Raw genomic sequence first — 22,615 nt, 5'->3', positions numbered from 1 at the left:
TATAAGAATAAAGAGCAAGGATAAAAGATATAGTGTTTATGCATTAGTTTTGTTCCTTGTTCTTAATTTAAGATAAATCAGACCCTTGTTATTAATAGCTCTAACAAGGGTTCATAAATACAAATAACATGAGCCAAAGAATCAGAATTAAATTGAAATCTTACGATTACAACTTGGTAGATAAATCTGCTGAGAAAATCGTTAAGACTGTTAAGCCTACGGGTGCAGTAGTTAGCGGACCGATTCCGTTGCCTACAGAAAAGAAAATCTTCACTGTTTTACGTTCACCACACGTGAACAAAAAAGCACGTGAGCAGTTTCAATTATGTGCTTACAAGCGTTTGTTAGATATTTATAGCTCTAACTCAAAAACAGTTGATGCATTAATGAAACTTGAATTACCTAGCGGTGTTGAAGTTGAAATTAAAGTATAACTATACTGAATTTTAAAAGGAAAGGCCTCCCTGATTATTCGGGGAGGCCTTTTTGCATTTCAACTTTAGCGGTTTCTTAATTCATCAAGCTTATTTCGTTCATCCTGAAGTTCACGGGCAAGCTTTTTCTCTTTGTCGTTCGCTTTAGTTTTATAAGCCTGGTATTCCTGGGCAATTTCTTCATAAAGGTTACTACGGTATTTTGCTTCATGGATATGTTTGGCAGATCTGAATATGACTATAGTAAGCGCAACCGCAAGACCTATTATTAAACTCCATACCATAGTACTATAGGTCGATTTTGTAAATGAAATCCCCAGAAATGATATCTCATTAACTTTTGCGTTGGAACTGGCAAGAGAACTCTCATTGCCACTAATTTCTTTTTTTAAGCTCGCGATCTCATTTTCATGTTGTTTGATTTGCTTTGTAGCATTTGCAATATGTCTTCGACTGGTAGATAAACTGTCATTTACATTTTTCCAGAAGGCGCTTATGCGGGCAGGATTTATTAATTTATATCCATTTAGAGTTTTAGATTTTGAAAGCATCAATTGATATTGACCTCTGAGACTTGGATCAATGACCTTTGTTGAATCACTTGTGGTCTGGCCCTGAGCACTGAAGCTTAGTATTAAAGCCGAAATAAAGGAGAGTATGACTTTTCTCATAATGTATAGATTGGTTTACGTCTAATTTAACAATGATATTTTAAATTTATTGTGTTCAGGTTGTAGATAGTATATTTGTAGCAATGTCGGTATTACTATTTACAATTATAGTTTTAATAGGTGCTTTTATGGCCGGACTGGTAGGCTCGCTTACTGGATTGGGAGGTGGAGTTATCATTATTCCACTGCTGACATTGGTATTAGGTGTTGATATTCATTATGCTATCGGCGCGTCTATCATTTCAGTAATTGCTACATCCTCCGGATCCGCTGCTGCTTATGTTAAAGAAGGAATTACAAATATCAGAATAGGCATGTTTCTGGAAGTTGCTACTACAATAAGTGCGATTATTGGAGCCGTTATTACTGTTTATATTAATCCAAGTTATATAGCCGTTATTTTTGGTATGATACTTTTGTTCTCTGCTGCGATGATGGTTCGTAAGAAGGTAGATCGCTCTGATAATGATACTTCGGGTAAACTAGCTTTTTTTTTCAAGCTGAACGGTACTTATCCTACAGATGAGGGATTAAAGAACTATGCTGTACATAATGTTATAGGTGGTTTTTTGATGATGTTCATTGCAGGGATTGTTTCTGGCTTGCTCGGGATTGGTTCTGGAGCGCTAAAGGTGATTGCGATGGATAACATCATGCGGATTCCTTTTAAAGTCTCTACCACTACAAGTAATTTTATGATGGGGGTCACAGCAGCTGCAAGTGCAGTAGTTTACTTTCATCGGGGTCAGATTGATCCTGGAATTGCAATGCCTGTGACAATAGGTGTATTGCTCGGTGCAACCATTGGATCGAAAATATTGGTGAGGACTAAAACTGATAAGTTAAAAGTTGTATTTGCTGTTGTAGTAACATTTTTGGCACTTCAGATGATTTATAATGGTTTATCTGGTAAGTTATGAACAAAGAGAGTAAAAATTTTTTTGCCGATAAGGACATTCAGGTTATTCTTGGAGCCCTTTTAAGGGCAGGGGTGATTTCTTCTATGGTTGTTGTATTTATAGGAGCTGTGATTTATCTGTTAGGTAATCATTCTGCTCAGATAGATTATGCTAAATTTGATTCAGGCAAGTCAGGGCTGTCATCTATGACTGCAATTTTTACTGGATTAAAGCGCTTTGATGGAGCTTCAATTGTTCAGTTTGGAACAATATTATTGATTTTTACACCTGTAGCAAGAGTCGTTTTTTCTATTTTTAGCTTCCTTATAGAGCGTGATTACCTCTATGTTTTAATAGGATTGATTGTGTTATCCATTATATTATATAGCTTGAGTGATAAGTTAGTTGGTTAAAACTTGCTTTAATTACATGCTATCCAATGAAATCAAATATTTAGCATTTATTTGAAAATATATTTAGCTAACTATTTGAAAATTAAGATTTCTTTCTTATTTTTGCCCTCCCTTAAGTGGGATGTGTATCCACCTTGAACGAAGCCCTACTGCTTCGATGGGTGTTAAATTAAAAAAAGAAAATGTCAGGTATTATTGGAAAAAAAGTAGGAATGACCAGCATATTCGACGCGGATGGTAAGAACATACCATGTACTGTGATCGAAGCTGGACCTTGTGTTGTAACACAGGTAAAGACCGAAGAGAAAGACGGTTACGTTTCAGTTCAGTTAGGTTTCGACGAAGCCAAAGAAAAGAACACTACCATGCCTCTTAAAGGCCACTTTGCGAAAGCAAACACTACCCCAAAGCGTAAGCTGGTTGAATTTGAGCCGTTTGAAGAATCACTTGCTTTAGGTGATACTGTAACGGTTAGTATTTTCAATGAAGGTGATTTTGTGGATGTAGTTGGTACGTCAAAAGGTAAAGGATTCCAGGGTGTTGTAAAACGTCATGGTTTCGGTGGTGTTGGTGGGCAAACTCACGGACAGCACAACAGGATGCGTGCTCCAGGTTCATTGGGTGCTGCTTCGTATCCTTCTCGTGTATTTAAAGGTATGCGTATGGCGGGTAGAATGGGTGGAGACAGAGTGAAAGTTCAGAACTTACAAGTTTTGAAAGTTTATGCTGATCAAAATCTAGTTGTAGTTAGTGGTTCCATTCCAGGAGCTAAGGGTTCTTACGTAATCTTAGATAAGTAAGCAGATGGAAGTTAAAGTATTAAACATTTCAGGAAAAGAGACAGGTGCCAAGGTGCAACTTCCTGAGTCGGTTTTTGGCATAACGCCTGTAGACCACGCAATTTATTTAGATGTAAAGCAGTATTTGGCTAATCAACGTCAAGGTACTCACAAGTCTAAACAACGTAATGAGATTGCTGGTTCAACCCGTAAATTATATAAACAAAAAGGTACTGGTGGTGCTCGTGCCGGAAGTATTAAATCTCCATTGTTTAATGGTGGTGGTCGCGTTTTTGGCCCTCAGCCACGTGATTATAGCTTCAAGTTGAACAAGAAATTAAAATCACTAGCACGTAAGTCTGCTTTATCATACAAAGCTCAAGACAACAATGTTGTGGTTTTAGAAGATTTTACTTTTGATACGATCAAAACTAAAAATTATATCAACTTGGTTAGCGCATTAAACTTGACTAACGAAAAGACATTGTTGGTTTTACCTTCACAAAATAACAATATCTATTTATCAAGCAGAAACATTCAGAAAGTGAAAGTGATTACTGCAGATCAGTTAAATACTTATGATGTATTAAACTGTGGCAAGCTTTTGTTAACTGCGGATTCTGTTAAAACATTGGAGGAGGCATTTGCCAAGTAATATGGAATTTTTAAAGAAACCAATATTAACAGAGAAAGCTTCTGCATTAACAGAAAAGTCTAACCGCTTTACTTTTAAAGTAGAACACAAAGCAAATAAATTGCAGATTAAGTCGGCTATAGAGAAAATGTACGGTGTTAACGTTGTAGCCATTAATACAATGGTTGTAGACGGTAAAATCAAATCCAGAAATACTAAAGGTGGATTGGTTACAGGACGTACTCCGAAATACAAAAAAGCAATTGTAACCCTGGCAGCAGGTGAAACAATAGATTATTACTCGAATATTTAATAAGAATTGAATAATTTATAACTATGGGCTTAAGAAAATTTAAACCAGTCACTCCGGGAACCCGCTTTAGAGTAGGTGCCAGTTTTACGGAGATTACAGCAACCAAGCCCGAAAAATCATTGGTTGTATCTTCTAAAAAGTCGGGAGGACGTAACAATACAGGAAAGATGACTATGCGCTACATGGGTGGTGGTCACAAAAAATCTTACCGTTTAATTGACTTTAAACGTGAGAAATTTGATATTCCTGCAACAGTAGCTACTGTTGAATACGATCCAAACCGTACTGCACGTATCGCATTATTACATTATGCAGATGGTGAGAAGCGTTATATCATTGCTCCGGAAGGATTGCAAGTTGGGCAGAAAGTAGTATCAGGTGATACTGCAACTCCAGAAGTAGGAAATACATTAAAATTGAGCAATATCCCATTGGGATCTATCATTCACAATGTGGAGATTCATCCAGGTCGTGGTGCTCAGTTAGCACGTAGTGCTGGTGCTTATGCACAATTGGCAGCACGTGATGGTAAATATGCTACATTAAAAATGCCTTCAGGTGAGGTAAGATCTATCTTAGTTACTTGTTTAGCAACAATAGGAGCTGTTTCCAATTCAGATCATGCAAATGAAGTGTTAGGTAAAGCTGGTCGTAACCGTTGGTTAGGCCGTCGTCCGAGAACACGTCCAGTAGCGATGAACCCAGTAGATCACCCAATGGGTGGTGGTGAGGGTCGCTCATCAGGAGGTCAGCCTCGTTCAAGGAATGGTGTTTATTCTAAAGGATTTAAAACACGTTCACTTAAAAAATACTCAAATCGTTTCATCATAGAGAAAAGGAAGAAATAATGGCTCGTTCGATTAAAAAAGGACCTTATATTGACCATAACGTAGAGAAGAAAGTAGTCTCTATGAATGATTCAGGCAAGAAGTCTGTAATTAAAACTTGGTCTCGCAGATCAATGATCTCACCAGATTTTGTGGGACATACATTTGCAGTACACAACGGTAATAAATTTATACCGGTATACGTAACAGAAAACATGGTTGGTCACAAGCTGGGAGAGTTTGCTCCAACCAGAACATTTAGGGGTCACTCTGAAAAGAAAAAATAATTAGAAGATGGAAGCAGTAGCGAAATTAAACAATTGTCCAACCTCACCGCGTAAGATGCGTTTGGTTGTAGATCTTATCAGAGGTGAGCGTGTGGAGAAAGCTTTACATATTTTAAAGTTTACCAATAAAGAAGCAGCATTAAAAGTTGAGAAACTTTTATTATCAGCTATCAAAAACTGGGAAACTAAGAATGAAGGTTCTCGCCCTGAAGAAAGCCAGTTATTCGTGAAAACGATAATGGTAGGCGGTGGTCGTCAGTTAAAAAGATTAAGACCAGCACCACAAGGACGTGGTTACAGAATTCGTAAGCGTTCAAACCATGTAACTTTGGTAGTAGATAGTAAAAACGTTGAAACTCAAACTAATTAACAGAAATGGGACAAAAAGCACATCCAATAGGTAACAGGTTAGGAATCATCAAAGGTTGGGATTCTAACTGGTTCGGTGGCAACAACTATGCTGATAAATTAGTTGAGGACGAAAAAATAAGAAAATACCTTTCAGTACGTATCGCAAAAGGCGGTGTAGCAAAAGTGGTTATCGAGCGTACGTTAAAACGTATCACGGTTACAATCCACACTGCTCGTCCGGGTATTGTGATTGGAAAAGCTGGAGCTGAGGTTGATAAGATCAAAGAAGAGTTGAAGAAATTGACTAAAAAGGAAATTCAAATCAACATTTTTGAGATTAAACGCCCTGAGCTTGATGCACAATTAGTTGCAGAAGGTGTTGCAAAACAATTAGAAGCAAGGATCTCATTCCGTAGAGCAATGAAGTCTACTATCGCATCAACTATGCGTATGGGTGCTGAAGGTATCAAAATTATGACCTCTGGTCGTTTAGGTGGTGCTGAGATGGCTCGTAGCGAGCAGTATAAAGAAGGAAGAATTCCTTTGCATACTTTCCGTGCAGACATTGACTATGCATTAGCTGAAGCTTTGACTACTTATGGTAAAATAGGTGTTAAAGTATGGATCTGTAAAGGCGAGGTTTACGGTAAACGTGATCTTTCTCCTAACATTGGTTCAACAAGCAATGCACCAGGTAAAGGTGGCAGACCAGAAGGTGGCTTTGGCGGCAGAGACAACCGTGGCGGTGGCGACAGAAGAAACGATAACCGCGGTGGTGGTAATCGTGGCGGAAGAGGTCCAGGTCAAGGTGGTCCAGGTCAAGGAAGAGATAATAGAGGCGGAAATACTCAGAACAGAGGTCCTCGTAAATAATAGTTAACAGATCGTTTAACGATAATATTAAGATAAAATGTTACAGCCAAAAAGAACGAAGTTCAGAAAGATGCAGAAGGGCAGAATGAAAGGTTTAGCAACTCGTGGTGCTGAATTGTCATTCGGGTCTTTCGGGATCAAATCTCTAGAGTCGACATGGATTACCAGTCGTCAGATAGAGGCAGCCCGTATCGCCGTAACTCGTTTCATGAAACGTGAAGGCCAGGTATGGATTAGAATATTCCCGGACAAACCGGTAACTAAGAAACCAGCTGAGGTACGTATGGGTAAAGGTAAGGGTGCTCCAGAATATTGGGTAGCCGTAGTTAGACCGGGACGTGTTATTTTTGAAGCAGAAGGTGTTCCTTTAGAAGTTGCTAAAGAGGCAATGCGTTTAGCAGCTCAAAAATTACCGATCCAAACAAAATTTGTAGTACGTAGAGATTACGTAGAGGCATAATTAGAGTAGGGTTGAATGTTGTAAGTAACTTGTTATTACAACCTCTGGACCCGCCAATTAAAAATTAATAAAATGAAGAACTCAGAAATTACAGGGCTTTCACAAGAAGAGCTAGTAGCCAGGATTGCAGAAGAGACTGAAAACTTAGTAAAGTTAAAGTTTGCGCATACAATTTCGGCTATAGAGAACCCAAGCCGCATTAGCAAGGTTAGGAGAAATATTGCCCGATTAAATACTGAAGTGACTAAGCGTAAAGCTGAGTCTGCTACTGAAACTAAATAACTTTAGAGTCGAAATGGAAAGACAATTAAGAAAAACAAGAACCGGGTTGGTAGTGAGCAACAAGATGGATAAATCTATTGTTGTAGCGGTAGAACGTAAAGTGAAACACCCGATCTATGGTAAGTTCGTAAAGAAAACTACCAAATTTATGGCTCATGACGAGAAAAACGATTGCGGTATTGGAGATACAGTACTGATCATGGAAACTCGTCCGCTGAGTAAAAACAAGAACTGGAGATTAGTGCAAATTTTAGATAGGGCTAAATAACATGGTACAACAGGAATCAAGATTAAACGTAGCCGATAATAGCGGCGCAAAAGAAGTATTGGTTATCCGTGTACTAGGTGGTACAGGGAAGCGTTATGCTTCTATTGGTGACAAAGTTGTTGTTACCGTTAAAAGTGCATTGCCTTCTGGAAACATCAAAAAAGGAACAGTTTCTAAAGCAGTTGTAGTAAGAACAAAGAAAGAGATCAGACGTAAGGATGGTTCTTACATCCGTTTCGACGACAATGCAGCAGTATTATTGAATGCACAAGATGAGCCACGCGGTACACGTATTTTTGGCCCGGTAGCAAGAGAACTGCGTGAAAAACAATTCATGAAAATTGTATCATTAGCACCGGAGGTATTATAAAATGAAAAATAAAGTAACTACACCAAAAGTAAAAATCCGTAAGGGTGATTTAGTAAAGGTTATCGCCGGCGATTCAAAAGGTCAGCAAGGAACTGTGCTTTCAGTATTAATTTCTAAAAGCAGAATCCTAGTTGAAGGTGTTAACCTTGTATCAAAACATACAAAACCAAATGCTGCTAACCCTAATGGTGGTATCATTAAAAAAGAGGCTGCTCTTCATATTTCTAACGTAGCGCTAATTGATCCTAAAACAGGTGCAACTACGCGCGTTGGCAGAAAGCTTAATGCTGATGGGAAATTAGTTAGGGTATCTAAAAAATCAGGAGAGGAGATCAAATAATGGCTTACGTACCAAGATTAAAAAGTAAATATAAAGAGGAAATTGTAACTGCACTTAAAGATAAGTTCAATTACAAAAGCGTTATGCAGGTTCCTAAGTTAGAGAAAATTGCTATCAACCAAGGTGTTGGACGTTTTTCAGTAACTGACAAAAAGATTATGGACAGCTCTATTTTAGAGATGACTACTATCGCAGGTCAGCAAGCAGTTGGAGCACAGTCTAAAAAAGATATCTCAAACTTTAAATTGCGTAAAGGTATGCCAGTAGGTGTACGTGTAACTTTACGTGACAATAACATGTATGAGTTTTTAGATCGCTTAATTTCTGTAGCTTTGCCACGTATTCGTGATTTCAAAGGTATCAATGATAAAGGTTTTGATGGTCATGGCAATTACACTTTAGGTGTAACTGAGCAAATCATCTTCCCTGAGATTAACATCGATAAAATCAGCAAGATTTTAGGTATGGATATTACATTTGTAACATCTGCTACTACTGATGTTGAAGCATTGGAACTTTTAAAGCAATTTGGATTACCATTTAAAAATCAAAAAACAGAGCAATAATGGCAAGAGAAGGTGTAAAAGCACGCGAAATTAAGCGCCAAAAATTGGTTGCTAAGTATGCGGAAAAACGTGCAGAACTTAAAGCTGCAGGTGATTACGAAGGATTAGATAAATTACCAAAAAACTCATCGGCTGTACGTTTACACAACCGTTGTAAATTAACTGGTCGTCCTCGTGGATATATGCGTACTTTCGGCATTTCAAGGGTAACTTTCCGCGAAATGGCTTTAGCAGGGAAAATCCCAGGAGTAAGAAAAGCAAGCTGGTAATTACCAGCTTACTTGTGTTTGGGGTTCAATTCCTTAAACCGTAAACAAAAATTTAACCGATGGAAGGTCGTTCCGAATAGGTCGGAAAGGAAACCACTATCACAACTATATAAAAATGAATACAGATCCAATAGCAGATTATCTTACAAGAGTAAGAAATGCCATCAAGGCAAATCACAGAATTGTAGAGATTCCTGCATCAAACCTAAAAAAGGAAATTACTAAAGTACTTTTTGACAAAGGTTACATTGCTAACTACAAATTTGAGGACAATACAGTTCAGGGAATCATTAAAATAGCTTTGAAATATAATGCTATTACTAAAATCCCTGCAATCCGCACTTTAACACGTATTAGCAAACCAGGTTTAAGGCAATATGCCGGCGTAGAAAATATGCCAAGAGTATTAAATGGTTTAGGTATTGCAATTTTGTCTACATCTAAAGGTGTTATGACTGATAAGGAAGCTGCTAAACTAAATATTGGTGGCGAGGTTTTGTGTCACGTTTATTAATTAAAGGAGGATAGCAAAATGTCAAGAATAGGAAAAGCCCCAATTAATGTACCTGCAGGTGTAACAATTACTGTTTCTAAAGAGAATGTAGTAACTGTTAAAGGGCCTAAAGGAGAGTTAACTCAAGCAGTAGATACAGATATCACTGTTAGTCAGGAAGACGGCGTATTAACCGTACAACGTCCATCAGAACAAAAAAGACACAAAGCATTACACGGTTTATATCGTGCTTTGATCAATAATATGGTTGTTGGTGTAACAGAAGGTTATAAAGTAACTCAAGAACTAGTAGGTGTTGGTTACCGTGCTTCAAACGTTGGTAATACATTGGACTTAGTTTTAGGTTTCTCTCACCACTATGTTTTCCAATTACCAGAAGAGATTAAAGTTACAACACTTTCAGAAAAAGGTCAGACTCCAAAAGTAATTTTAGAGAGTATTGATAAGCAGTTGATAGGACAAGTAGCAGCGAAAATCCGTTCGTTACGTGCACCAGAGCCATATAAAGGTAAAGGTATCAAGTTTGTAGGCGAAGTGTTAAGAAGAAAAGCAGGTAAATCAGCTTCTAAAAAATAATCATCATGGCAGGGAAAAAATTATCTCGTAGAGATCGTATAAAAAAAGGTATCAGAAAAAGATTAACAGGTTCTGACAGCCGTCCACGTTTATCGGTTTATAGAAGCAATAAAGGTATTTATGCTCAAATCATTAACGACGTAACCGGTATTACAATTGTATCAGCTTCATCTTTATCTAAAGATTTTTCAGGTACAGGAAATAAATCTGAGCAATCAGTAGCTGTAGGAAAACTAGTAGGCGAAAAAGCAATCGCAGCAGGTATTAAACAAGTTGTTTTCGATAGAAACGGCTATTTATACCACGGTCGCGTTAAGTCTTTGGCTGAAGGTGCTCGCGAAGCTGGTTTAGAATTTTAATCTGAAAATTAGATAAGAATGTCAACTATCAATATAAAAAGAGTTAAGACTAGCGAGATCGAATTAAAAGATCGTTTAGTTAGCATACAACGCGTTGCCAAAGTAACCAAAGGTGGTCGTACTTTCAGCTTCTCAGCCATTGTGGTTGTTGGAGACGAGAACGGAATCGTAGGTTACGGATTAGGTAAAGCAAAAGAGGTAACAGAAGCAATTGCAAAGGGGATCGATGATGCTAAAAAGAACTTAGTTAAAGTTCCTTTGTTAAATGGTACTGTACCTCACGAGCAAATCGGTAAATTCTCAGGCGGTTTTGTATTAATCAAACCTGCAGCTGTAGGTACCGGAGTAATTGCTGGTGGTGCGATGCGTGCTGTATTGGAGAGTGCTGGTGTACATAACGTACTAGCAAAATCAAAAGGTTCATCAAATCCTCACAACGTGGTAAAAGCAACTGTAGATGCTTTAACAAAAATGCGTGATGCTTACACTGTTGCACAACAACGTGGTGTTGATTTAAATAAAGTTTTTAACGGATAATATTATGGCTAAGATCAAAATAACCCAGGTAAAAAGCATTATCGACAGAAGCGAACGCCAAAAAAGAACGATGAAAGCTTTAGGTTTAACTAAAATGAACCAAAGTGTAGAAGTTGAAGCCACTAACGCCATTATTGGAATGGTTAGAAAGGTGAATCACTTAATCGCTATCGAAAGTATATAAATTATTAAATAAGGTTGTGAATGTGGTTAATATAATTACATTTGCAACCTTTGTATATTGTTTAACCGTTGTCCCTGATTAGTGAAAGCGAAGGGCAGCACAATAAGTTTAAAAATGAACTTAAGTAATTTAAAACCTGCAGCAGGTTCTACTAAAAATAGTAAGAGAATTGGTCGTGGTACTGGTTCTGGTCGCGGTGGTACTTCCACTCGTGGTCATAAGGGTGCTGGATCTCGTTCTGGTCACAAAACTAAAATCGGTTTTGAAGGTGGTCAGATGCCATTGCAACGTCGCGTGCCTAAAGTAGGTTTCAAGCCTATTAACCGTGTTGAATACGTTGGTGTAAACTTAGATGTATTACAAGGTTTGGCAGAAAAATTTAACTTATCAAGTATAGATTTTGCTATCTTGCAACAGCATGGTTTAGCATCTAAAAACGACTTAGTTAAAATTTTAGGTCGTGGTGAAGTTAAATCTAAGATAGAAGTTAAAGCACATGCTTTTTCTGCAACCGCACAAAAAGCTATTGAGGCTGTTGGAGGCTCAATCGAAAAATTGTAATTAATGAAGAAGCTGTTTACTACCTTAAGTAATATTTGGAAAATTCAAGAATTAAAAGAGCGTATACTTTATACGCTCATGATTCTTTTAGTTTATAGGTTTGTATCTCACGTGGTATTACCAGGTGTAGATGCAACACTTTTAGGCGATAATACAAAGTCAGGCATTTTAGGTCTGTTGGATATGTTTGCGGGTGGATCATTCTCTCGTGTATCTATATTGGCCTTAGGTGTGATGCCTTACATTTCAGCCTCTATTGTAGTTCAGCTATTAGGTATCGCTGTTCCTTCTTTTCAGAAAATGCAAAAAGAAGGAGAAAGCGGAAGAAAGAAAATTAATCAGATTACGCGCTATCTGACAATAGCCATTACCGCTGTTCAGGCAATTGGTTATGTGAAGACTCAGGTTCCACCTGAGGCTATTGTAATTGATCATACTTTATTCTTCATCCTGGCGACCTTTGTTCTTTCAGCAGGTACATTATTTGTAATGTGGCTTGGTGAGAAGATTACAGATAAAGGAATTGGTAATGGTATTTCACTAATCATTATGGTTGGTATTATCGCTCGTTTACCCATTGCTTTATATCAAGAGGTAAGTTCAAGAGTGATTGGTGAGGGTGGTGGACTGATTGCACTTGTATTGGAAATAGTAGCACTATTTGCAGTTGTGATGTTTACAATCATGATTGTTCAGGGCGTTAGAAAAGTTCCTGTACAGTATGCAAAACGCATTGTAGGTAACAGACAATTTGGAGGAGTGAGACAATACATTCCACTAAAGGTTAATGCTGCGGGTGTTATGCCGATTATCTTTGCTCAGGCATTGATGTTCATTCCGGCTACATTAACTGGTTTCTTTCCTTCATTGCAGAATACCTGGTTGATTCAATTTAGTGATTATACTTCATTGGCATATAGTTTGACATTTGCATTTTTAATTATTGCATTTACCTTCTTCTATACTGCTATTACTGTGAACCCAACTCAAATGTCTGATGACATGAAGAAGAATGGAGGATTCATTCCTGGAATTAAACCCGGATTATCTACCTCATCATTTATTGATGATGTGATCTCTAAGATTACTTTCCCCGGAGCGATTTTTCTAGCTATTATAGCAATTCTACCTTCTGTAGCTGTCAAGTTTGGAATTAAAACTGAATTTGCTCATTTCTATGGAGGTACATCTTTGTTGATTCTTGTTGGCGTTGTTTTGGACACATTACAACAGATTGAAAGTTATTTATTGATGCGTCATTATGATGGATTGATGAAGACTGGTAGAGTTACTGGTCGTACAGGGATTCCTGCTGCGAGTGGTAGTAATGCAGTGATTTAATAATAGAATGTCTAAGATCTATTATAAATCAAAAGAAGAAGTAGAACTAATAAGAGAAAGTTCTTTACTGGTATCAAAAACTTTGGCTGAAGTGGCCAAAGTTATTGGTCCCGGGGTTACAACAAAACAACTGAATGATTTAGCGGAGACATTTATTAGGGACAATGGAGCAATTCCTGCGTTTTTGAATTATAATGGTTTCCCATATTCATTATGCATTTCACCAAACGAACAAGTGGTTCATGGATTTCCTGGAGACTATGTAATTCAAGAGGGTGATTTGATTTCTGTTGATTGCGGTGTAATTAAGAATAAGTTCTTCGGTGATTCAGCTTATACTTTTTCAATAGGAGAAGTAGATGCAGAGCGGAAGATGTTAATAGATGTTACACAAGAGTGCTTAAGACTTGCAATTGATAAAGCTGTTGTGGGCTCTAGGATAGGTGATGTAGGCTATGCTGTACAAGCTTATGCAGAGGCAAATGGTTTTGGAGTTGTAAGGGAATTAGTTGGTCATGGTGTTGGTGTTAAATTGCACGAGAAACCCGAAGTACCTAATTATGGTAGAAGGGGTAGTGGAATTAAGTTGGAAGAGGGGATGGTGATAGCGATAGAACCAATGATCAACGCGGGTACAGCAGGTGTTAAATTTTGGTCTGATGGCTGGACAGTTACCAGTAAGGATAATAAGCCTTCAGCACATTTTGAACATACTGTTGCAGTAAAAAGGGGTAATGCAGATGTTTTATCTACCTTTTCTTTCATTGAAGAAGTTTTAAAAGAAAAAAGGTAAATAATTAAATATTTTTATTTAATTTTGCATCCCGGTTTAATAGCAGCTAATTAAGTAAAAATCAATATTATATGGCTAAACAAGCCTCAATTGAACAAGACGGTGTAATAAGAGAAGCACTATCAAATGCCATGTTTCGGGTAGAACTGGAGAATGGCCACGAGATTATCGCTCATATCTCTGGAAAAATGAGGATGCATTACATCAAAATTTTACCAGGGGACAAAGTCAAATTAGAGATGTCGCCTTACGATTTATCAAAAGGCAGGATTACTTATAGATATAAATAAAATGAAAGTTAGGTCATCAATTAAAAAACGTAGTGCTGATTGTAAGGTTATTCGTCGTAAAGGTAAGCTTTACGTTATCAACAAGAAAAACCCTAAATTTAAGCAACGTCAAGGTTAATTAAATTTTAGATTTAAGATTTACGGAAGTAGATTGCGTGGATTAAGGTTAATGCCTTTTGAGCGTAGATCGTAAATCGAAGATCGTAAATCAAAATCGCTAAATACAAATATGGCAAGGATATCAGGTATAGATTTACCAAGAAACAAAAGAGGTGAAATCGGGCTAACCTACATCTTCGGAGTAGGAAGAGCAACTGCGCAACGTATATTAACGGAGGCAGGCATAGATTTTAACAAGAAAGTACAGGATTGGTCAGATGATGAATTATCTGCAATTCGTACCATTATCAACGATGGTATTAAAGTTGAAGGAGCTTTACGTTCAGAAGTTCAATTGAACATTAAGCGTTTAATGGACATCGGTTGTTACCGTGGTTTACGTCACAGAAAAGGTTTGCCGGTACGTGGTCAACGTACTAAGAACAACTCTCGTACACGTAAAGGCAAGAGAAAAACAGTTGCAAACAAGAAAAAAGCTACTAAATAAAATTAGTACTGAATAATAATTATGGCTAAGAGTAAAAAAGTTACCAAAAAGCGTATTGTTGTTATTGAGCCTGTTGGTCAGGCGCACATCAATGCTACTTTTAACAATATCATTGTTACCTTAACAAATAACAATGGTCAAACTATTTCATGGTCTTCTGCAGGTAAAATGGGATTCAAGGGTTCTAAAAAGAACACTCCATATGCAGCTGGACAAGCAGCATCTGACTGCGGTAAAGTAGCATTTGACTTAGGTTTACGTAAAGTAGATGTATTTGTTAAAGGTCCAGGTTCTGGTCGTGAATCTGCAATTAGAACATTGCAAGTTTCAGGAATAGAAGTAACCTCTATCAAAGATATTACACCGCTTCCGCACAACGGATGTCGTCCTCCTAAGAAGAGAAGAGTTTAATTTATTAATTTTTAAAGCTAAGAGTCTGCAGCGTAAGGTTGCATGATACTTTAAAACAAAGAACAATGGCAAGATATACAGGACCAAAGTCCAAAATCGCCCGTAAATTCAGAGAACCAATTTTCGGCCCTGATAAAGTACTAGACAGAAAAAATTACCCTCCTGGGCAACATGGTGCTTCTAAAAGAAGAGGTAAACAGTCTGAGTATGCTGTACAGTTAATGGAAAAACAAAAAGTAAAATATACTTATGGCGTATTAGAGCGTCAGTTCCGTAACTTATTTACTAAAGCGTCAGCACGCGGTGGTATTACAGGTGATACTTTATTACAATTATTAGAGGCTCGTTTAGATAATACAGTTTACAGATTAGGTATTGCTACAACACGTTCAGCTGCACGTCAGTTAGTTAGCCATAAACACGTAACAGTTAACGGTGAAGTAGTTAATATCCCATCTTATCAATTAAAAGCTGGTGATGTAGTTGCAGTTCGCGAAAAATCTAAAACTTTAGAAGCTATTACTAATTCAGTAGCTGGTAGAGTTATCAATAAATTTAATTGGTTAGATTGGAACGCAAGCGAATTGTCTGGTAAGTTTTTAGCTTATCCAAACCGCGACGAGATACCAGAAAATATCAAGGAAAACCTTATAGTAGAGTTATACTCTAAGTAATATATTTAGTTGATTGCCTTTTACAGGCAATTAACTTTTTTGCGTTACATAATTTTAATAACGATCTAAAAACATTATAAATGGCAATTTTAGCATTTCAGAAACCCGATAAAGTAATCATGCAGAAATCGACTGATTTCGATGGTACATTTGAGTTCCGTCCTTTAGAGCCCGGTTTCGGTGTAACAATTGGTAATGCCTTGAGAAGAATTTTGCTTTCTTCTTTAGAAGGTTATGCCATTACAAGTATTCGTTTTTCAGGCGTATCTCATGAATTTTCAACAATTAAAGGTGTTGTAGAAGATTTAACAGAAATCATTCTTAATTTAAAACAAGTTCGTTTTAAAAAATCAGGAGACGCTGGTGATTCAGAGAAAATTTTTATCTTAATTAATGGACAAGAGCAGTTTTTAGCTGGAGACATTACTAAATTCTCTAATAATTTCGAGGTTCTAAACCCAGATTTCGTTATTTGTAACATGGAGAAATCCGTTACTTTAGAGGTTGAGCTTACCATTAATAAAGGCCGCGGATATGTACCCGCAGAAGAGAATAAAATAAATGATGCTGTTGTTGGTGTGATTGCAATTGATTCAATCTTTACACCAATGAAAAATGTAAAATACACGATTGAAAACTATCGTGTTGAACAAAAAACAGATTATGAAAAATTAATACTAGATATTTCTACTGATGGTTCAATCCATCCTGAAGAAGCGCTTAAAGAAGCTGCGAAAATTTTGATCCAGCACTTTATGTTGTTCTCTGATGAGAATTTAGTATTAGAATCTCAAGCAAAAGAAGAGACTAAAGAAGTAGACGAGGAAATTTTACATATGCGTAAGATTCTTAAAACTGAATTAGTTGATTTAGATCTTTCAGTTCGCGCATTGAACTGCTTAAAAGCAGCTGATATCCGTACTTTAGCTGATCTTGTTTCTTATGATGTGGCTGACATGTTAAAATTCAGAAACTTCGGTAAGAAATCATTAACTGAGATTCAAGAGCTTGTTAAATCGAAAAGTTTATCATTCGGTATGAACTTATCTAAGTTTAAACTAGACGAAGAATAACTAGCAAAAAATAAATAACAATATTGTTAATAGTGTATAATTCCCTCGCATAGAAATAGTAGAGACGGTATACACTGAATAAATCAAAAAATGAGACACGGTAAAAAGGTAAACCACTTAGGAAGAACAGATTCACATCGTAAAGCGATGTTAGCAAACATGGCTTCTTCGTTAATTAAGCATAAAAGGATTTCAACTACTTTAGCTAAAGCAAAAGCTTTACGTATGTATGTTGAGCCTATTATCACTAAATCTAAATCTGATACTACGCATTCACGTCGTGTTGTTTTTAGCTATTTGCAAGATAAGGAAGTTGTAACTGAATTGTTCCGTGATATCGCAGCGAAAGTTGCTAATCGTCCAGGTGGTTATACCAGAATCATCAAATTAAACAATCGTTTAGGTGATAATGCTGAAATGGCATTGATCGAATTGGTTGATTACAATGAGGTTTATGGTAAAGAATCTGCAACGGAAGAAAAGAAAACTACTCGTCGTGGCAGAAGCAAAGCTAAAAAATCTGATGCTCCTGTAGCGAAAGCTGACAAAGCAGAAGTTGTAGCTGAAGAAGCTCCTGCAACTGAAGAGGTATCTCCAGAGGCTCCGGCAGCAGAAGCAAAAACTGAAGATAAAGGCGAATAATTATTCGTTTATCATCATAAAGAAAACCCTGATCGGATAATGGTCAGGGTTTTTTGTTTATAAATCTAACTGCATTTGTTCATCGCCGGGTCTGGAGTTGTAGTGCTTTAGAATATTCCATTGTATGTGATCGTGTTTGAGCAAAGTAAAATGATCGACCTGAAAGCTGGCTTCAAATCTCTCGTTTTTATAGTATTCGTGTATTACTTGGAACTTACCTTTTAAATCTCTATATGCAATAGTAATATGAGGACTGATCTGACTTCTTAAGTCTTTTGAAGCAGCACCTACTATTTTTTTAATGTTTCTGTATAGGTTTGTTATTTCTTTGTTGAGAAGAGCTTTTATGAAAACGACTTCATTGTCAGTAAAGGCATCATAGTTTTCCAGTTTTTGTGTAAAAGGTTTGAAGTTTCTGGCTGCCTCCAAACTGTTGATCAATTGTGTTTCTGAAGCATCGTCCATATTTGGGAGGAAGAGTAAGGTAATGTGAACAGGTGGACGTAGTGCCTTATATACTTTGAAATTTTCTGAACAGGTTTTTCTAACCTCGTCAATTAGTAGGTTCAATTCTGGTGGGGGCAGTATAGCAATTAAGTAGTTATGCTTCATAAAAGCCAATTTACAATTAAATTCAAAAGGTTATCTTTGCAAAGTAATTCAAATTCATGTCCAACCAACTCCATTTACAGCAATTTCAGGTACAGTTAACCGAAAGTATTTCCTCAAATATTTTTTTAAAAATTTCATTGGGTAATTACCAGGGAAATGAAAAGGAATTGAAGAATATTTATGTTCGTAAGGTAAAGATTAAGAGAACAGATATGCTTTCGTTTACCTATCGGTATAAAACCAGAGATATCTTTAAGAATTTTCAAATTGCAGAAGGGATTGGTTTGATCAATCATCTTTTGAGTAATGATTTTAAGATTGCTACACTTTTTACTACAGAAAAGGAAGTTATTTTGGAACATGGAAAAAAGCAGTTGATCTCTTTAAGAGAAAAGCTTGTTAAATCAAATTTGAAGCCTTCATTTTCTCATGATAAGGAGAAGAAGAGATTAATCCAACCTGTTGGAAAACCTTATCTTGAAGCATTGAGAATTACAGATCGTGAGGGAAAAGTATTTAAAAATGCGCAAGATAAATATCGTCAGATCAATCAATATATTGAGATACTAAGTTCACTAATAAAAGAATTACCATTAGGAACTATAAAGAATGTAGTAGATATGGGCTCAGGTAAAGGATATTTGACTTTTGCTTTGTATGATTATTTACGCCATGTATTGAAACTTGATGCCAAGGTTACCGGAGTCGAGTTTAGAGAAGATTTGGTAGCGTTGTGTAATGATATCGCTCGTAAGTCTGAATTTAATAAACTTGAGTTTGTAGAAGGGACTATAGAGGCTTATAATGTAAATCAAATCAACTTGTTGATTGCGCTTCATGCTTGTGATACGGCTACTGATGATGCGATCTATAAAGGGATACAGGCTAATGCAGAATTGATTGTTGTTGCCCCATGTTGTCATAAGCAAATCAGAAGAGAGATAGAAAAAGGAAAGGTGAAAAACGAACTGAACTTTTTAACCAAATATGGAATTTTTCTGGAACGCCAGGCTGAAATGGTAACTGATGGAATCAGAGCTTTGGTTCTTGAATATTTTGGATATAAGACGAAAGTTTTTGAGTTTATATCTGATGCACATACGCCTAAGAATGTATTGGTAGTAGGCATTAAGATTAAAGGTAAAGGAACAAATAGTAAGGACGCAAAACAAAAAGCTGAGATTTTAAAAAAGATCGAAGAAACAAAGGCTTATTTTGGAATAGGCTACCATCATTTGGAAAGATTGTTTGATTTGAGGTCATAGAAACAGACTGTTTTCTGTCATACTGTCACACTTTTGTAACAGCTTTCAGCCATAAATTTCACTAATTATTCCTTAGAGGGATGATTTTCTGCCAAAATCTGATTGGCACATTGCTTGTTAAATAGATTTTAAATAAAAAGATTTCATAACATAAACAGAGATAAATAAGATGTCAAAAATTATTGGTATAGACTTAGGAACAACAAACTCTTGCGTAGCCGTAATGGAAGGTAACGAACCTGTAGTTATAGCCAACAGTGAGGGTAAACGTACTACACCATCCATTGTTGCTTTTGCAGAGAATGGTGAGCGTAAAGTTGGTGAGCCGGCTAAGCGTCAGGCCATAACTAACCCAACTAAAACAATTTATTCAATTAAGCGCTTTATGGGAAGCAGCTTTGCTGAAGTTACTAAAGAAGCAGGCCGTGTACCTTATAAAGTAGTTAAGGGCGACAACAACACTCCACGTGTTGAGATTGACGACCGTAAATATACTCCGCAGGAACTTTCAGCGATGGTTCTGCAAAAAATGAAGAAAACTGCTGAAGACTTTTTAGGTCATGAAGTAACTGAAGCTGTTATTACAGTTCCAGCTTATTTTAATGATGCTCAGCGTCAGGCTACTAAGGAAGCAGGTGAAATTGCTGGTTTAACAGTAAAACGTATCATCAATGAGCCAACTGCAGCGGCATTAGCTTATGGTTTAGATAAGGCACACAAAGACATGAAAATTGTTGTGTTTGACTGTGGTGGTGGTACTCATGACGTTTCTGTATTGGAATTGGGAGATGGTGTTTTTGAAGTTAAATCTACAGACGGTGATACTCACTTAGGTGGTGATGACTTTGATCACATTATTATTGAGTGGTTAGCTGCTGAATTTAAAAATGAAAATGGCATGGATCTTCACCAGGATCCAATGGCATTACAACGTTTAAAGGAAGCTGCTGAAAAAGCTAAAATCGAATTGTCTAGTACAACTTCCACTGAGATAAACCTTCCTTACATCACTGCTGATGCTACCGGGCCTAAACACCTTGTAAGAACATTAAGCCGTGCTAAATTTGAGCAATTAGCTGCAGATTTAATTAAACGTACAATTGATCCTTGTAAATCAGCATTGAAAAATGCAGGTTTAAAAACAAGTGATATAGATGAGATCATCTTGGTTGGTGGTTCTACACGTATGCCTGCTATTCAGGAAGCTGTTAAAGCTTTTTTTGGTAAAGAGCCTTCTAAAGGTGTTAACCCTGATGAGGTTGTAGCTATCGGTGCTGCAATTCAAGGTGGTGTATTAACTGGAGAAGTTAAAGATGTATTATTATTAGATGTTACTCCACTTTCTTTAGGTATTGAAACTATGGGTGGTGTAATGACTAAGTTAATTGAAGCTAATACAACTATTCCTTCTAAGAAAGCAGAAACTTTCTCTACAGCTGCTGATAACCAGCCTTCGGTAGAAATTCATATTTTACAAGGAGAGCGCCCTATGGCTGCTCAGAACCGTACAATTGGTCGTTTTATCCTGGACGGCATTCCACCAGCTCCACGTGGAGTTCCTCAAGTAGAAGTTGCATTTGATATTGATGCAAACGGTATATTACACGTGTCTGCTAAAGATAAAGCTACTGGTAAAGAGCAAAAAATCCGTATTGAGGCTTCTTCAGGTTTAACTGATGATGAAATCAAAAGGATGAAAGATGAAGCAGAGCAAAATGCTGAGGCAGATAAAACTGCTAAAGAAGAAGCTGATAAAATTAACAGCGCTGATGCTTTAATTTTCTCGACTGAGAAACAATTAAAAGAATTTGGCGATAAGCTTTCTGCAGATAAAAAAGCACCTATTGAAGAAGGTTTGCAAAAACTGAAAGATGCACATGCTGCAAGAAACTTTGCTGATATTGATGTAGCGCAGGAGGCATTGCAAAATGCATGGAATGTAGCTTCTGAAGAAATGTATAAAGCTGGTCAGGATGGAGCACAACCTGAAGCTGGTGCTAATGCACAAGCAGAAGGACAACCTGCTGACAATAGCGATAATGTTACTGATGTTGACTTTGAAGAAGTAAAAGACGACAAAAAGTAATCATACTTCAAAATTAACAGAAAGCCCCCTGATCATTTGATCAGGGGGCTTTCTGTTTTATATTTTATTGAAACTTAATTCCAAAGATTCTCAGGATAAGTTCCATCTTTAACAAGCTCATCAATACAGTTTTGTACAAAAGGCTTATCTTCTTTATAAGTTACTCCAAACCATTGATTAGAAGTAGGAATCACTTTAAAGTTTGCAGTGTTATTTTTCACCAGATTCTCACCAATTAATGGAATAAAGAATTCAGCTTTAGGCTTCTCTTTATTTTCTAATGCAAAAATTTTAAAAAGGTCTTCAGTTAATTTGAAAACTGCAGGGGTGAAACCCCAGAAATTCATTGAAACAGGAGTATTGTACTCTAGAGGATATTCAACACCATTTTCTTCATAAACAATAGTATCTCCTTTTTTATATACCTGAGTACGCTCAGTAATTTCATCTAAATAACCGTCTTCATTGGTTTTGCAAACACCACGAGATACAGATCCGAAATCGGACAAGGTCTTTCCAATATGATAGCCAACAATTGCATAATTGCTATCTGTCGCTTCATCATTCAGAAAATCTACCATTTTTTTAAAAGCATCGAAACCATAGTAATCATCTGCATTGATAACGCAAAATGGTTCGTTAATCACTTTTCGACCAGAAAGAATCGCATGTGCTGTTCCCCATGGTTTTTCGCGATATATTTCTTCTTCGATACCAAATTGTTTTAAATCGAAGTTTTGAAATACATATTCTGTTTCAATTTTGCCGTTTAATTTGGGTTCGAAAATAGCTTTGAAGTTATCTTGGAATTCTTCTTTAATAATGAAGACTACTTTGCCAAAGCCTGCTTTAATAGCATCATAAATAGAGTAATCAATAATGGTTTCACCGTTCGGTCCAAAGCCATCAATTTGTTTCATGCTGCCATAACGGCTTGCCATTCCGGCAGCTAGTATTAATAAAGTGGGTTTCATTCGATAAATAAAATAATGAAAAGGTTAATAATCAATGTGAACAGTTGGAATGTTTGGGCTAAAATACATTTTTTGGTTTA

General features: G+C 36.8%; 37 protein-coding genes. 34 read left to right on the top strand and 3 right to left on the bottom strand.

Going from position 1 to position 22,615, the window contains the following annotated elements:
- Positions 1-128 precede the first annotated feature (128 nt).
- Entirely contained in the window at positions 129-434 is a 306-nt protein-coding gene (gene rpsJ, locus WC623_RS01910; RefSeq protein WP_008244591.1) for a 30S ribosomal protein S10, read from the top strand.
- A gap of 65 nt (positions 435-499) precedes the next feature.
- On the opposite strand, the gene WC623_RS01905 is transcribed toward rpsJ, so the two are convergent.
- Positions 500-1,105, bottom strand: a complete 606-nt coding sequence (locus WC623_RS01905; protein ID WP_372847820.1) for a hypothetical protein — start codon at positions 1,103-1,105, stop codon at positions 500-502.
- A gap of 83 nt (positions 1,106-1,188) precedes the next feature.
- On the opposite strand from WC623_RS01905, the gene WC623_RS01900 reads away from it, so the two are divergent.
- The 31 genes from WC623_RS01900 to rplQ all read left to right on the top strand — a co-directional run bounded on the left by WC623_RS01900 (position 1,189) and on the right by rplQ (position 17,598).
- Positions 1,189-2,025 (top strand): sulfite exporter TauE/SafE family protein, encoded by an 837-nt coding sequence (locus tag WC623_RS01900; RefSeq protein ID WP_372847819.1) that lies wholly within the window; start codon positions 1,189-1,191, stop codon positions 2,023-2,025.
- Positions 2,022-2,417 (top strand): DUF1634 domain-containing protein, encoded by a 396-nt coding sequence (locus WC623_RS01895; RefSeq protein WP_372847818.1) that lies wholly within the window; start codon positions 2,022-2,024, stop codon positions 2,415-2,417. The genes WC623_RS01900 and WC623_RS01895 overlap by 4 nt, the downstream gene beginning before the upstream one ends.
- 182 nt (positions 2,418-2,599) lie before the next feature.
- Positions 2,600-3,217, top strand: coding sequence for a 50S ribosomal protein L3 (rplC, locus tag WC623_RS01890; RefSeq protein WP_372847817.1), 618 nt, complete (start codon positions 2,600-2,602; stop codon positions 3,215-3,217).
- 4 nt (positions 3,218-3,221) lie between these two features.
- Positions 3,222-3,851 (top strand): 50S ribosomal protein L4, encoded by a 630-nt coding sequence (gene rplD, locus WC623_RS01885; RefSeq protein WP_372847816.1) that lies wholly within the window; start codon positions 3,222-3,224, stop codon positions 3,849-3,851.
- Between the two features lies 1 nt (position 3,852).
- Complete coding sequence (rplW, locus tag WC623_RS01880) at positions 3,853-4,143, top strand: 50S ribosomal protein L23 (RefSeq protein ID WP_372847815.1); 291 nt, start codon at positions 3,853-3,855, stop codon at positions 4,141-4,143.
- Positions 4,144-4,166: 23 nt separating this feature from the next.
- Entirely contained in the window at positions 4,167-4,991 is an 825-nt protein-coding gene (gene rplB / locus WC623_RS01875) for a 50S ribosomal protein L2 (RefSeq protein WP_372847814.1), read from the top strand.
- Positions 4,991-5,257, top strand: a complete 267-nt coding sequence (gene rpsS, locus WC623_RS01870; RefSeq protein WP_008244581.1) for a 30S ribosomal protein S19 — start codon at positions 4,991-4,993, stop codon at positions 5,255-5,257. Before rplB ends, rpsS begins: the two co-directional genes overlap by 1 nt.
- Positions 5,258-5,264: 7 nt before the next feature.
- Positions 5,265-5,627, top strand: coding sequence for a 50S ribosomal protein L22 (rplV, locus tag WC623_RS01865; protein ID WP_349784327.1), 363 nt, complete (start codon positions 5,265-5,267; stop codon positions 5,625-5,627).
- A gap of 5 nt (positions 5,628-5,632) precedes the next feature.
- The gene (gene rpsC, locus WC623_RS01860) at positions 5,633-6,481 is read left to right on the top strand and encodes a 30S ribosomal protein S3 (RefSeq protein WP_349784328.1); all 849 of its coding nucleotides are present in this window, start codon (positions 5,633-5,635) and stop codon (positions 6,479-6,481) included.
- 37 nt (positions 6,482-6,518) lie between these two features.
- Complete coding sequence (rplP, locus tag WC623_RS01855; protein WP_349784329.1) at positions 6,519-6,941, top strand: 50S ribosomal protein L16; 423 nt, start codon at positions 6,519-6,521, stop codon at positions 6,939-6,941.
- 72 nt (positions 6,942-7,013) lie between these two features.
- A complete protein-coding gene (gene rpmC / locus WC623_RS01850) occupies positions 7,014-7,223 on the top strand; it encodes a 50S ribosomal protein L29 (protein ID WP_131609991.1) in 210 nt (69 codons plus the stop codon).
- 13 nt (positions 7,224-7,236) lie between these two features.
- A complete protein-coding gene (gene rpsQ / locus WC623_RS01845) occupies positions 7,237-7,491 on the top strand; it encodes a 30S ribosomal protein S17 (RefSeq protein ID WP_349784330.1) in 255 nt (84 codons plus the stop codon).
- Between the two features lies 1 nt (position 7,492).
- Positions 7,493-7,861 (top strand): 50S ribosomal protein L14, encoded by a 369-nt coding sequence (gene rplN, locus WC623_RS01840; RefSeq protein WP_010599900.1) that lies wholly within the window; start codon positions 7,493-7,495, stop codon positions 7,859-7,861.
- A gap of 1 nt (position 7,862) precedes the next feature.
- Positions 7,863-8,201 carry a 50S ribosomal protein L24 gene (gene rplX, locus WC623_RS01835; protein WP_349784331.1) on the top strand — a complete coding sequence of 113 codons (339 nt, stop codon included), beginning with the start codon at positions 7,863-7,865 and terminating at the stop codon, positions 8,199-8,201.
- The gene (rplE, locus tag WC623_RS01830; RefSeq protein ID WP_372847813.1) at positions 8,201-8,767 is read left to right on the top strand and encodes a 50S ribosomal protein L5; all 567 of its coding nucleotides are present in this window, start codon (positions 8,201-8,203) and stop codon (positions 8,765-8,767) included. The genes rplX and rplE overlap by 1 nt, the downstream gene beginning before the upstream one ends.
- Positions 8,767-9,036, top strand: a complete 270-nt coding sequence (gene rpsN / locus WC623_RS01825) for a 30S ribosomal protein S14 (RefSeq protein WP_349784333.1) — start codon at positions 8,767-8,769, stop codon at positions 9,034-9,036. The genes rplE and rpsN overlap by 1 nt, the downstream gene beginning before the upstream one ends.
- A gap of 115 nt (positions 9,037-9,151) precedes the next feature.
- A complete protein-coding gene (gene rpsH / locus WC623_RS01820) occupies positions 9,152-9,550 on the top strand; it encodes a 30S ribosomal protein S8 (RefSeq protein ID WP_349784334.1) in 399 nt (132 codons plus the stop codon).
- Between the two features lie 18 nt (positions 9,551-9,568).
- Complete coding sequence (rplF, locus tag WC623_RS01815; protein WP_372847812.1) at positions 9,569-10,126, top strand: 50S ribosomal protein L6; 558 nt, start codon at positions 9,569-9,571, stop codon at positions 10,124-10,126.
- Between the two features lie 5 nt (positions 10,127-10,131).
- The gene (rplR, locus tag WC623_RS01810; protein WP_372847811.1) at positions 10,132-10,485 is read left to right on the top strand and encodes a 50S ribosomal protein L18; all 354 of its coding nucleotides are present in this window, start codon (positions 10,132-10,134) and stop codon (positions 10,483-10,485) included.
- 18 nt (positions 10,486-10,503) lie between these two features.
- On the top strand, positions 10,504-11,022 hold the full coding sequence (gene rpsE / locus WC623_RS01805) for a 30S ribosomal protein S5 (protein ID WP_008244566.1): 519 nt from the start codon (positions 10,504-10,506) through the stop codon (positions 11,020-11,022).
- A 4-nt stretch (positions 11,023-11,026) separates the two neighbouring features.
- Positions 11,027-11,206 (top strand): 50S ribosomal protein L30, encoded by a 180-nt coding sequence (gene rpmD, locus WC623_RS01800; protein WP_349784337.1) that lies wholly within the window; start codon positions 11,027-11,029, stop codon positions 11,204-11,206.
- A gap of 114 nt (positions 11,207-11,320) precedes the next feature.
- Complete coding sequence (gene rplO, locus WC623_RS01795; RefSeq protein WP_349784338.1) at positions 11,321-11,767, top strand: 50S ribosomal protein L15; 447 nt, start codon at positions 11,321-11,323, stop codon at positions 11,765-11,767.
- Between the two features lie 3 nt (positions 11,768-11,770).
- Positions 11,771-13,108, top strand: a complete 1,338-nt coding sequence (secY, locus tag WC623_RS01790; protein WP_372847810.1) for a preprotein translocase subunit SecY — start codon at positions 11,771-11,773, stop codon at positions 13,106-13,108.
- Between the two features lie 7 nt (positions 13,109-13,115).
- Positions 13,116-13,901: a type I methionyl aminopeptidase gene (gene map / locus WC623_RS01785; protein ID WP_372847809.1), complete on the top strand. Its 786-nt coding sequence runs from the start codon at positions 13,116-13,118 to the stop codon at positions 13,899-13,901.
- A gap of 71 nt (positions 13,902-13,972) precedes the next feature.
- Entirely contained in the window at positions 13,973-14,191 is a 219-nt protein-coding gene (gene infA, locus WC623_RS01780) for a translation initiation factor IF-1 (protein ID WP_008244555.1), read from the top strand.
- 1 nt (position 14,192) lies between these two features.
- Complete coding sequence (gene ykgO, locus WC623_RS01775; RefSeq protein WP_008244551.1) at positions 14,193-14,309, top strand: type B 50S ribosomal protein L36; 117 nt, start codon at positions 14,193-14,195, stop codon at positions 14,307-14,309.
- Positions 14,310-14,420: 111 nt separating this feature from the next.
- The gene (rpsM, locus tag WC623_RS01770; protein ID WP_084237677.1) at positions 14,421-14,798 is read left to right on the top strand and encodes a 30S ribosomal protein S13; all 378 of its coding nucleotides are present in this window, start codon (positions 14,421-14,423) and stop codon (positions 14,796-14,798) included.
- 21 nt (positions 14,799-14,819) lie between these two features.
- Positions 14,820-15,209: a 30S ribosomal protein S11 gene (gene rpsK / locus WC623_RS01765; RefSeq protein ID WP_012780795.1), complete on the top strand. Its 390-nt coding sequence runs from the start codon at positions 14,820-14,822 to the stop codon at positions 15,207-15,209.
- Between the two features lie 65 nt (positions 15,210-15,274).
- Positions 15,275-15,883, top strand: a complete 609-nt coding sequence (gene rpsD / locus WC623_RS01760; RefSeq protein ID WP_372847808.1) for a 30S ribosomal protein S4 — start codon at positions 15,275-15,277, stop codon at positions 15,881-15,883.
- Positions 15,884-15,963: 80 nt separating this feature from the next.
- Positions 15,964-16,956 carry a DNA-directed RNA polymerase subunit alpha gene (locus WC623_RS01755; protein WP_349784342.1) on the top strand — a complete coding sequence of 331 codons (993 nt, stop codon included), beginning with the start codon at positions 15,964-15,966 and terminating at the stop codon, positions 16,954-16,956.
- 90 nt (positions 16,957-17,046) lie between these two features.
- On the top strand, positions 17,047-17,598 hold the full coding sequence (rplQ, locus tag WC623_RS01750; protein ID WP_372847807.1) for a 50S ribosomal protein L17: 552 nt from the start codon (positions 17,047-17,049) through the stop codon (positions 17,596-17,598).
- 57 nt (positions 17,599-17,655) lie between these two features.
- Here rplQ and WC623_RS01745 read toward each other — a convergent pair whose 3' ends face one another.
- On the bottom strand, positions 17,656-18,210 hold the full coding sequence (locus WC623_RS01745) for a 2'-5' RNA ligase family protein (protein WP_372847806.1): 555 nt from the start codon (positions 18,208-18,210) through the stop codon (positions 17,656-17,658).
- A gap of 56 nt (positions 18,211-18,266) precedes the next feature.
- Between WC623_RS01745 and WC623_RS01740 the strand changes: the two genes are divergently transcribed.
- Both WC623_RS01740 and dnaK read left to right on the top strand, forming a co-directional pair.
- Entirely contained in the window at positions 18,267-19,475 is a 1,209-nt protein-coding gene (locus WC623_RS01740; RefSeq protein ID WP_372847805.1) for an SAM-dependent methyltransferase, read from the top strand.
- 169 nt (positions 19,476-19,644) lie between these two features.
- Positions 19,645-21,561, top strand: a complete 1,917-nt coding sequence (dnaK, locus tag WC623_RS01735) for a molecular chaperone DnaK (RefSeq protein ID WP_372847804.1) — start codon at positions 19,645-19,647, stop codon at positions 21,559-21,561.
- 74 nt (positions 21,562-21,635) lie between these two features.
- On the opposite strand, the gene WC623_RS01730 is transcribed toward dnaK, so the two are convergent.
- Complete coding sequence (locus WC623_RS01730) at positions 21,636-22,535, bottom strand: NDP-sugar synthase (protein ID WP_372847803.1); 900 nt, start codon at positions 22,533-22,535, stop codon at positions 21,636-21,638.
- Positions 22,536-22,615 lie beyond the last annotated feature (80 nt).

It is taken from the genome of Pedobacter sp. (assembly GCF_041645105.1).
Lineage (GTDB): Bacteria > Bacteroidota > Bacteroidia > Sphingobacteriales > Sphingobacteriaceae > Pedobacter.
This window is presented reverse-complemented; position numbering and strand designations above follow the sequence as displayed.

Coding starts and splice junctions, on each gene's coding strand:
- rpsJ (WP_008244591.1), top strand. CDS start 129: ATGAGCCAAAGAATCAGAATTAAATTGAAATCTTACGATTACAACTTG.
- WC623_RS01905 (WP_372847820.1), bottom strand. CDS start 1,105: ATGAGAAAAGTCATACTCTCCTTTATTTCGGCTTTAATACTAAGCTTC.
- WC623_RS01900 (WP_372847819.1), top strand. CDS start 1,189: ATGTCGGTATTACTATTTACAATTATAGTTTTAATAGGTGCTTTTATG.
- WC623_RS01895 (WP_372847818.1), top strand. CDS start 2,022: ATGAACAAAGAGAGTAAAAATTTTTTTGCCGATAAGGACATTCAGGTT.
- rplC (WP_372847817.1), top strand. CDS start 2,600: ATGTCAGGTATTATTGGAAAAAAAGTAGGAATGACCAGCATATTCGAC.
- rplD (WP_372847816.1), top strand. CDS start 3,222: ATGGAAGTTAAAGTATTAAACATTTCAGGAAAAGAGACAGGTGCCAAG.
- rplW (WP_372847815.1), top strand. CDS start 3,853: ATGGAATTTTTAAAGAAACCAATATTAACAGAGAAAGCTTCTGCATTA.
- rplB (WP_372847814.1), top strand. CDS start 4,167: ATGGGCTTAAGAAAATTTAAACCAGTCACTCCGGGAACCCGCTTTAGA.
- rpsS (WP_008244581.1), top strand. CDS start 4,991: ATGGCTCGTTCGATTAAAAAAGGACCTTATATTGACCATAACGTAGAG.
- rplV (WP_349784327.1), top strand. CDS start 5,265: ATGGAAGCAGTAGCGAAATTAAACAATTGTCCAACCTCACCGCGTAAG.
- rpsC (WP_349784328.1), top strand. CDS start 5,633: ATGGGACAAAAAGCACATCCAATAGGTAACAGGTTAGGAATCATCAAA.
- rplP (WP_349784329.1), top strand. CDS start 6,519: ATGTTACAGCCAAAAAGAACGAAGTTCAGAAAGATGCAGAAGGGCAGA.
- rpmC (WP_131609991.1), top strand. CDS start 7,014: ATGAAGAACTCAGAAATTACAGGGCTTTCACAAGAAGAGCTAGTAGCC.
- rpsQ (WP_349784330.1), top strand. CDS start 7,237: ATGGAAAGACAATTAAGAAAAACAAGAACCGGGTTGGTAGTGAGCAAC.
- rplN (WP_010599900.1), top strand. CDS start 7,493: ATGGTACAACAGGAATCAAGATTAAACGTAGCCGATAATAGCGGCGCA.
- rplX (WP_349784331.1), top strand. CDS start 7,863: ATGAAAAATAAAGTAACTACACCAAAAGTAAAAATCCGTAAGGGTGAT.
- rplE (WP_372847813.1), top strand. CDS start 8,201: ATGGCTTACGTACCAAGATTAAAAAGTAAATATAAAGAGGAAATTGTA.
- rpsN (WP_349784333.1), top strand. CDS start 8,767: ATGGCAAGAGAAGGTGTAAAAGCACGCGAAATTAAGCGCCAAAAATTG.
- rpsH (WP_349784334.1), top strand. CDS start 9,152: ATGAATACAGATCCAATAGCAGATTATCTTACAAGAGTAAGAAATGCC.
- rplF (WP_372847812.1), top strand. CDS start 9,569: ATGTCAAGAATAGGAAAAGCCCCAATTAATGTACCTGCAGGTGTAACA.
- rplR (WP_372847811.1), top strand. CDS start 10,132: ATGGCAGGGAAAAAATTATCTCGTAGAGATCGTATAAAAAAAGGTATC.
- rpsE (WP_008244566.1), top strand. CDS start 10,504: ATGTCAACTATCAATATAAAAAGAGTTAAGACTAGCGAGATCGAATTA.
- rpmD (WP_349784337.1), top strand. CDS start 11,027: ATGGCTAAGATCAAAATAACCCAGGTAAAAAGCATTATCGACAGAAGC.
- rplO (WP_349784338.1), top strand. CDS start 11,321: ATGAACTTAAGTAATTTAAAACCTGCAGCAGGTTCTACTAAAAATAGT.
- secY (WP_372847810.1), top strand. CDS start 11,771: ATGAAGAAGCTGTTTACTACCTTAAGTAATATTTGGAAAATTCAAGAA.
- map (WP_372847809.1), top strand. CDS start 13,116: ATGTCTAAGATCTATTATAAATCAAAAGAAGAAGTAGAACTAATAAGA.
- infA (WP_008244555.1), top strand. CDS start 13,973: ATGGCTAAACAAGCCTCAATTGAACAAGACGGTGTAATAAGAGAAGCA.
- ykgO (WP_008244551.1), top strand. CDS start 14,193: ATGAAAGTTAGGTCATCAATTAAAAAACGTAGTGCTGATTGTAAGGTT.
- rpsM (WP_084237677.1), top strand. CDS start 14,421: ATGGCAAGGATATCAGGTATAGATTTACCAAGAAACAAAAGAGGTGAA.
- rpsK (WP_012780795.1), top strand. CDS start 14,820: ATGGCTAAGAGTAAAAAAGTTACCAAAAAGCGTATTGTTGTTATTGAG.
- rpsD (WP_372847808.1), top strand. CDS start 15,275: ATGGCAAGATATACAGGACCAAAGTCCAAAATCGCCCGTAAATTCAGA.
- WC623_RS01755 (WP_349784342.1), top strand. CDS start 15,964: ATGGCAATTTTAGCATTTCAGAAACCCGATAAAGTAATCATGCAGAAA.
- rplQ (WP_372847807.1), top strand. CDS start 17,047: ATGAGACACGGTAAAAAGGTAAACCACTTAGGAAGAACAGATTCACAT.
- WC623_RS01745 (WP_372847806.1), bottom strand. CDS start 18,210: ATGAAGCATAACTACTTAATTGCTATACTGCCCCCACCAGAATTGAAC.
- WC623_RS01740 (WP_372847805.1), top strand. CDS start 18,267: ATGTCCAACCAACTCCATTTACAGCAATTTCAGGTACAGTTAACCGAA.
- dnaK (WP_372847804.1), top strand. CDS start 19,645: ATGTCAAAAATTATTGGTATAGACTTAGGAACAACAAACTCTTGCGTA.
- WC623_RS01730 (WP_372847803.1), bottom strand. CDS start 22,535: ATGAAACCCACTTTATTAATACTAGCTGCCGGAATGGCAAGCCGTTAT.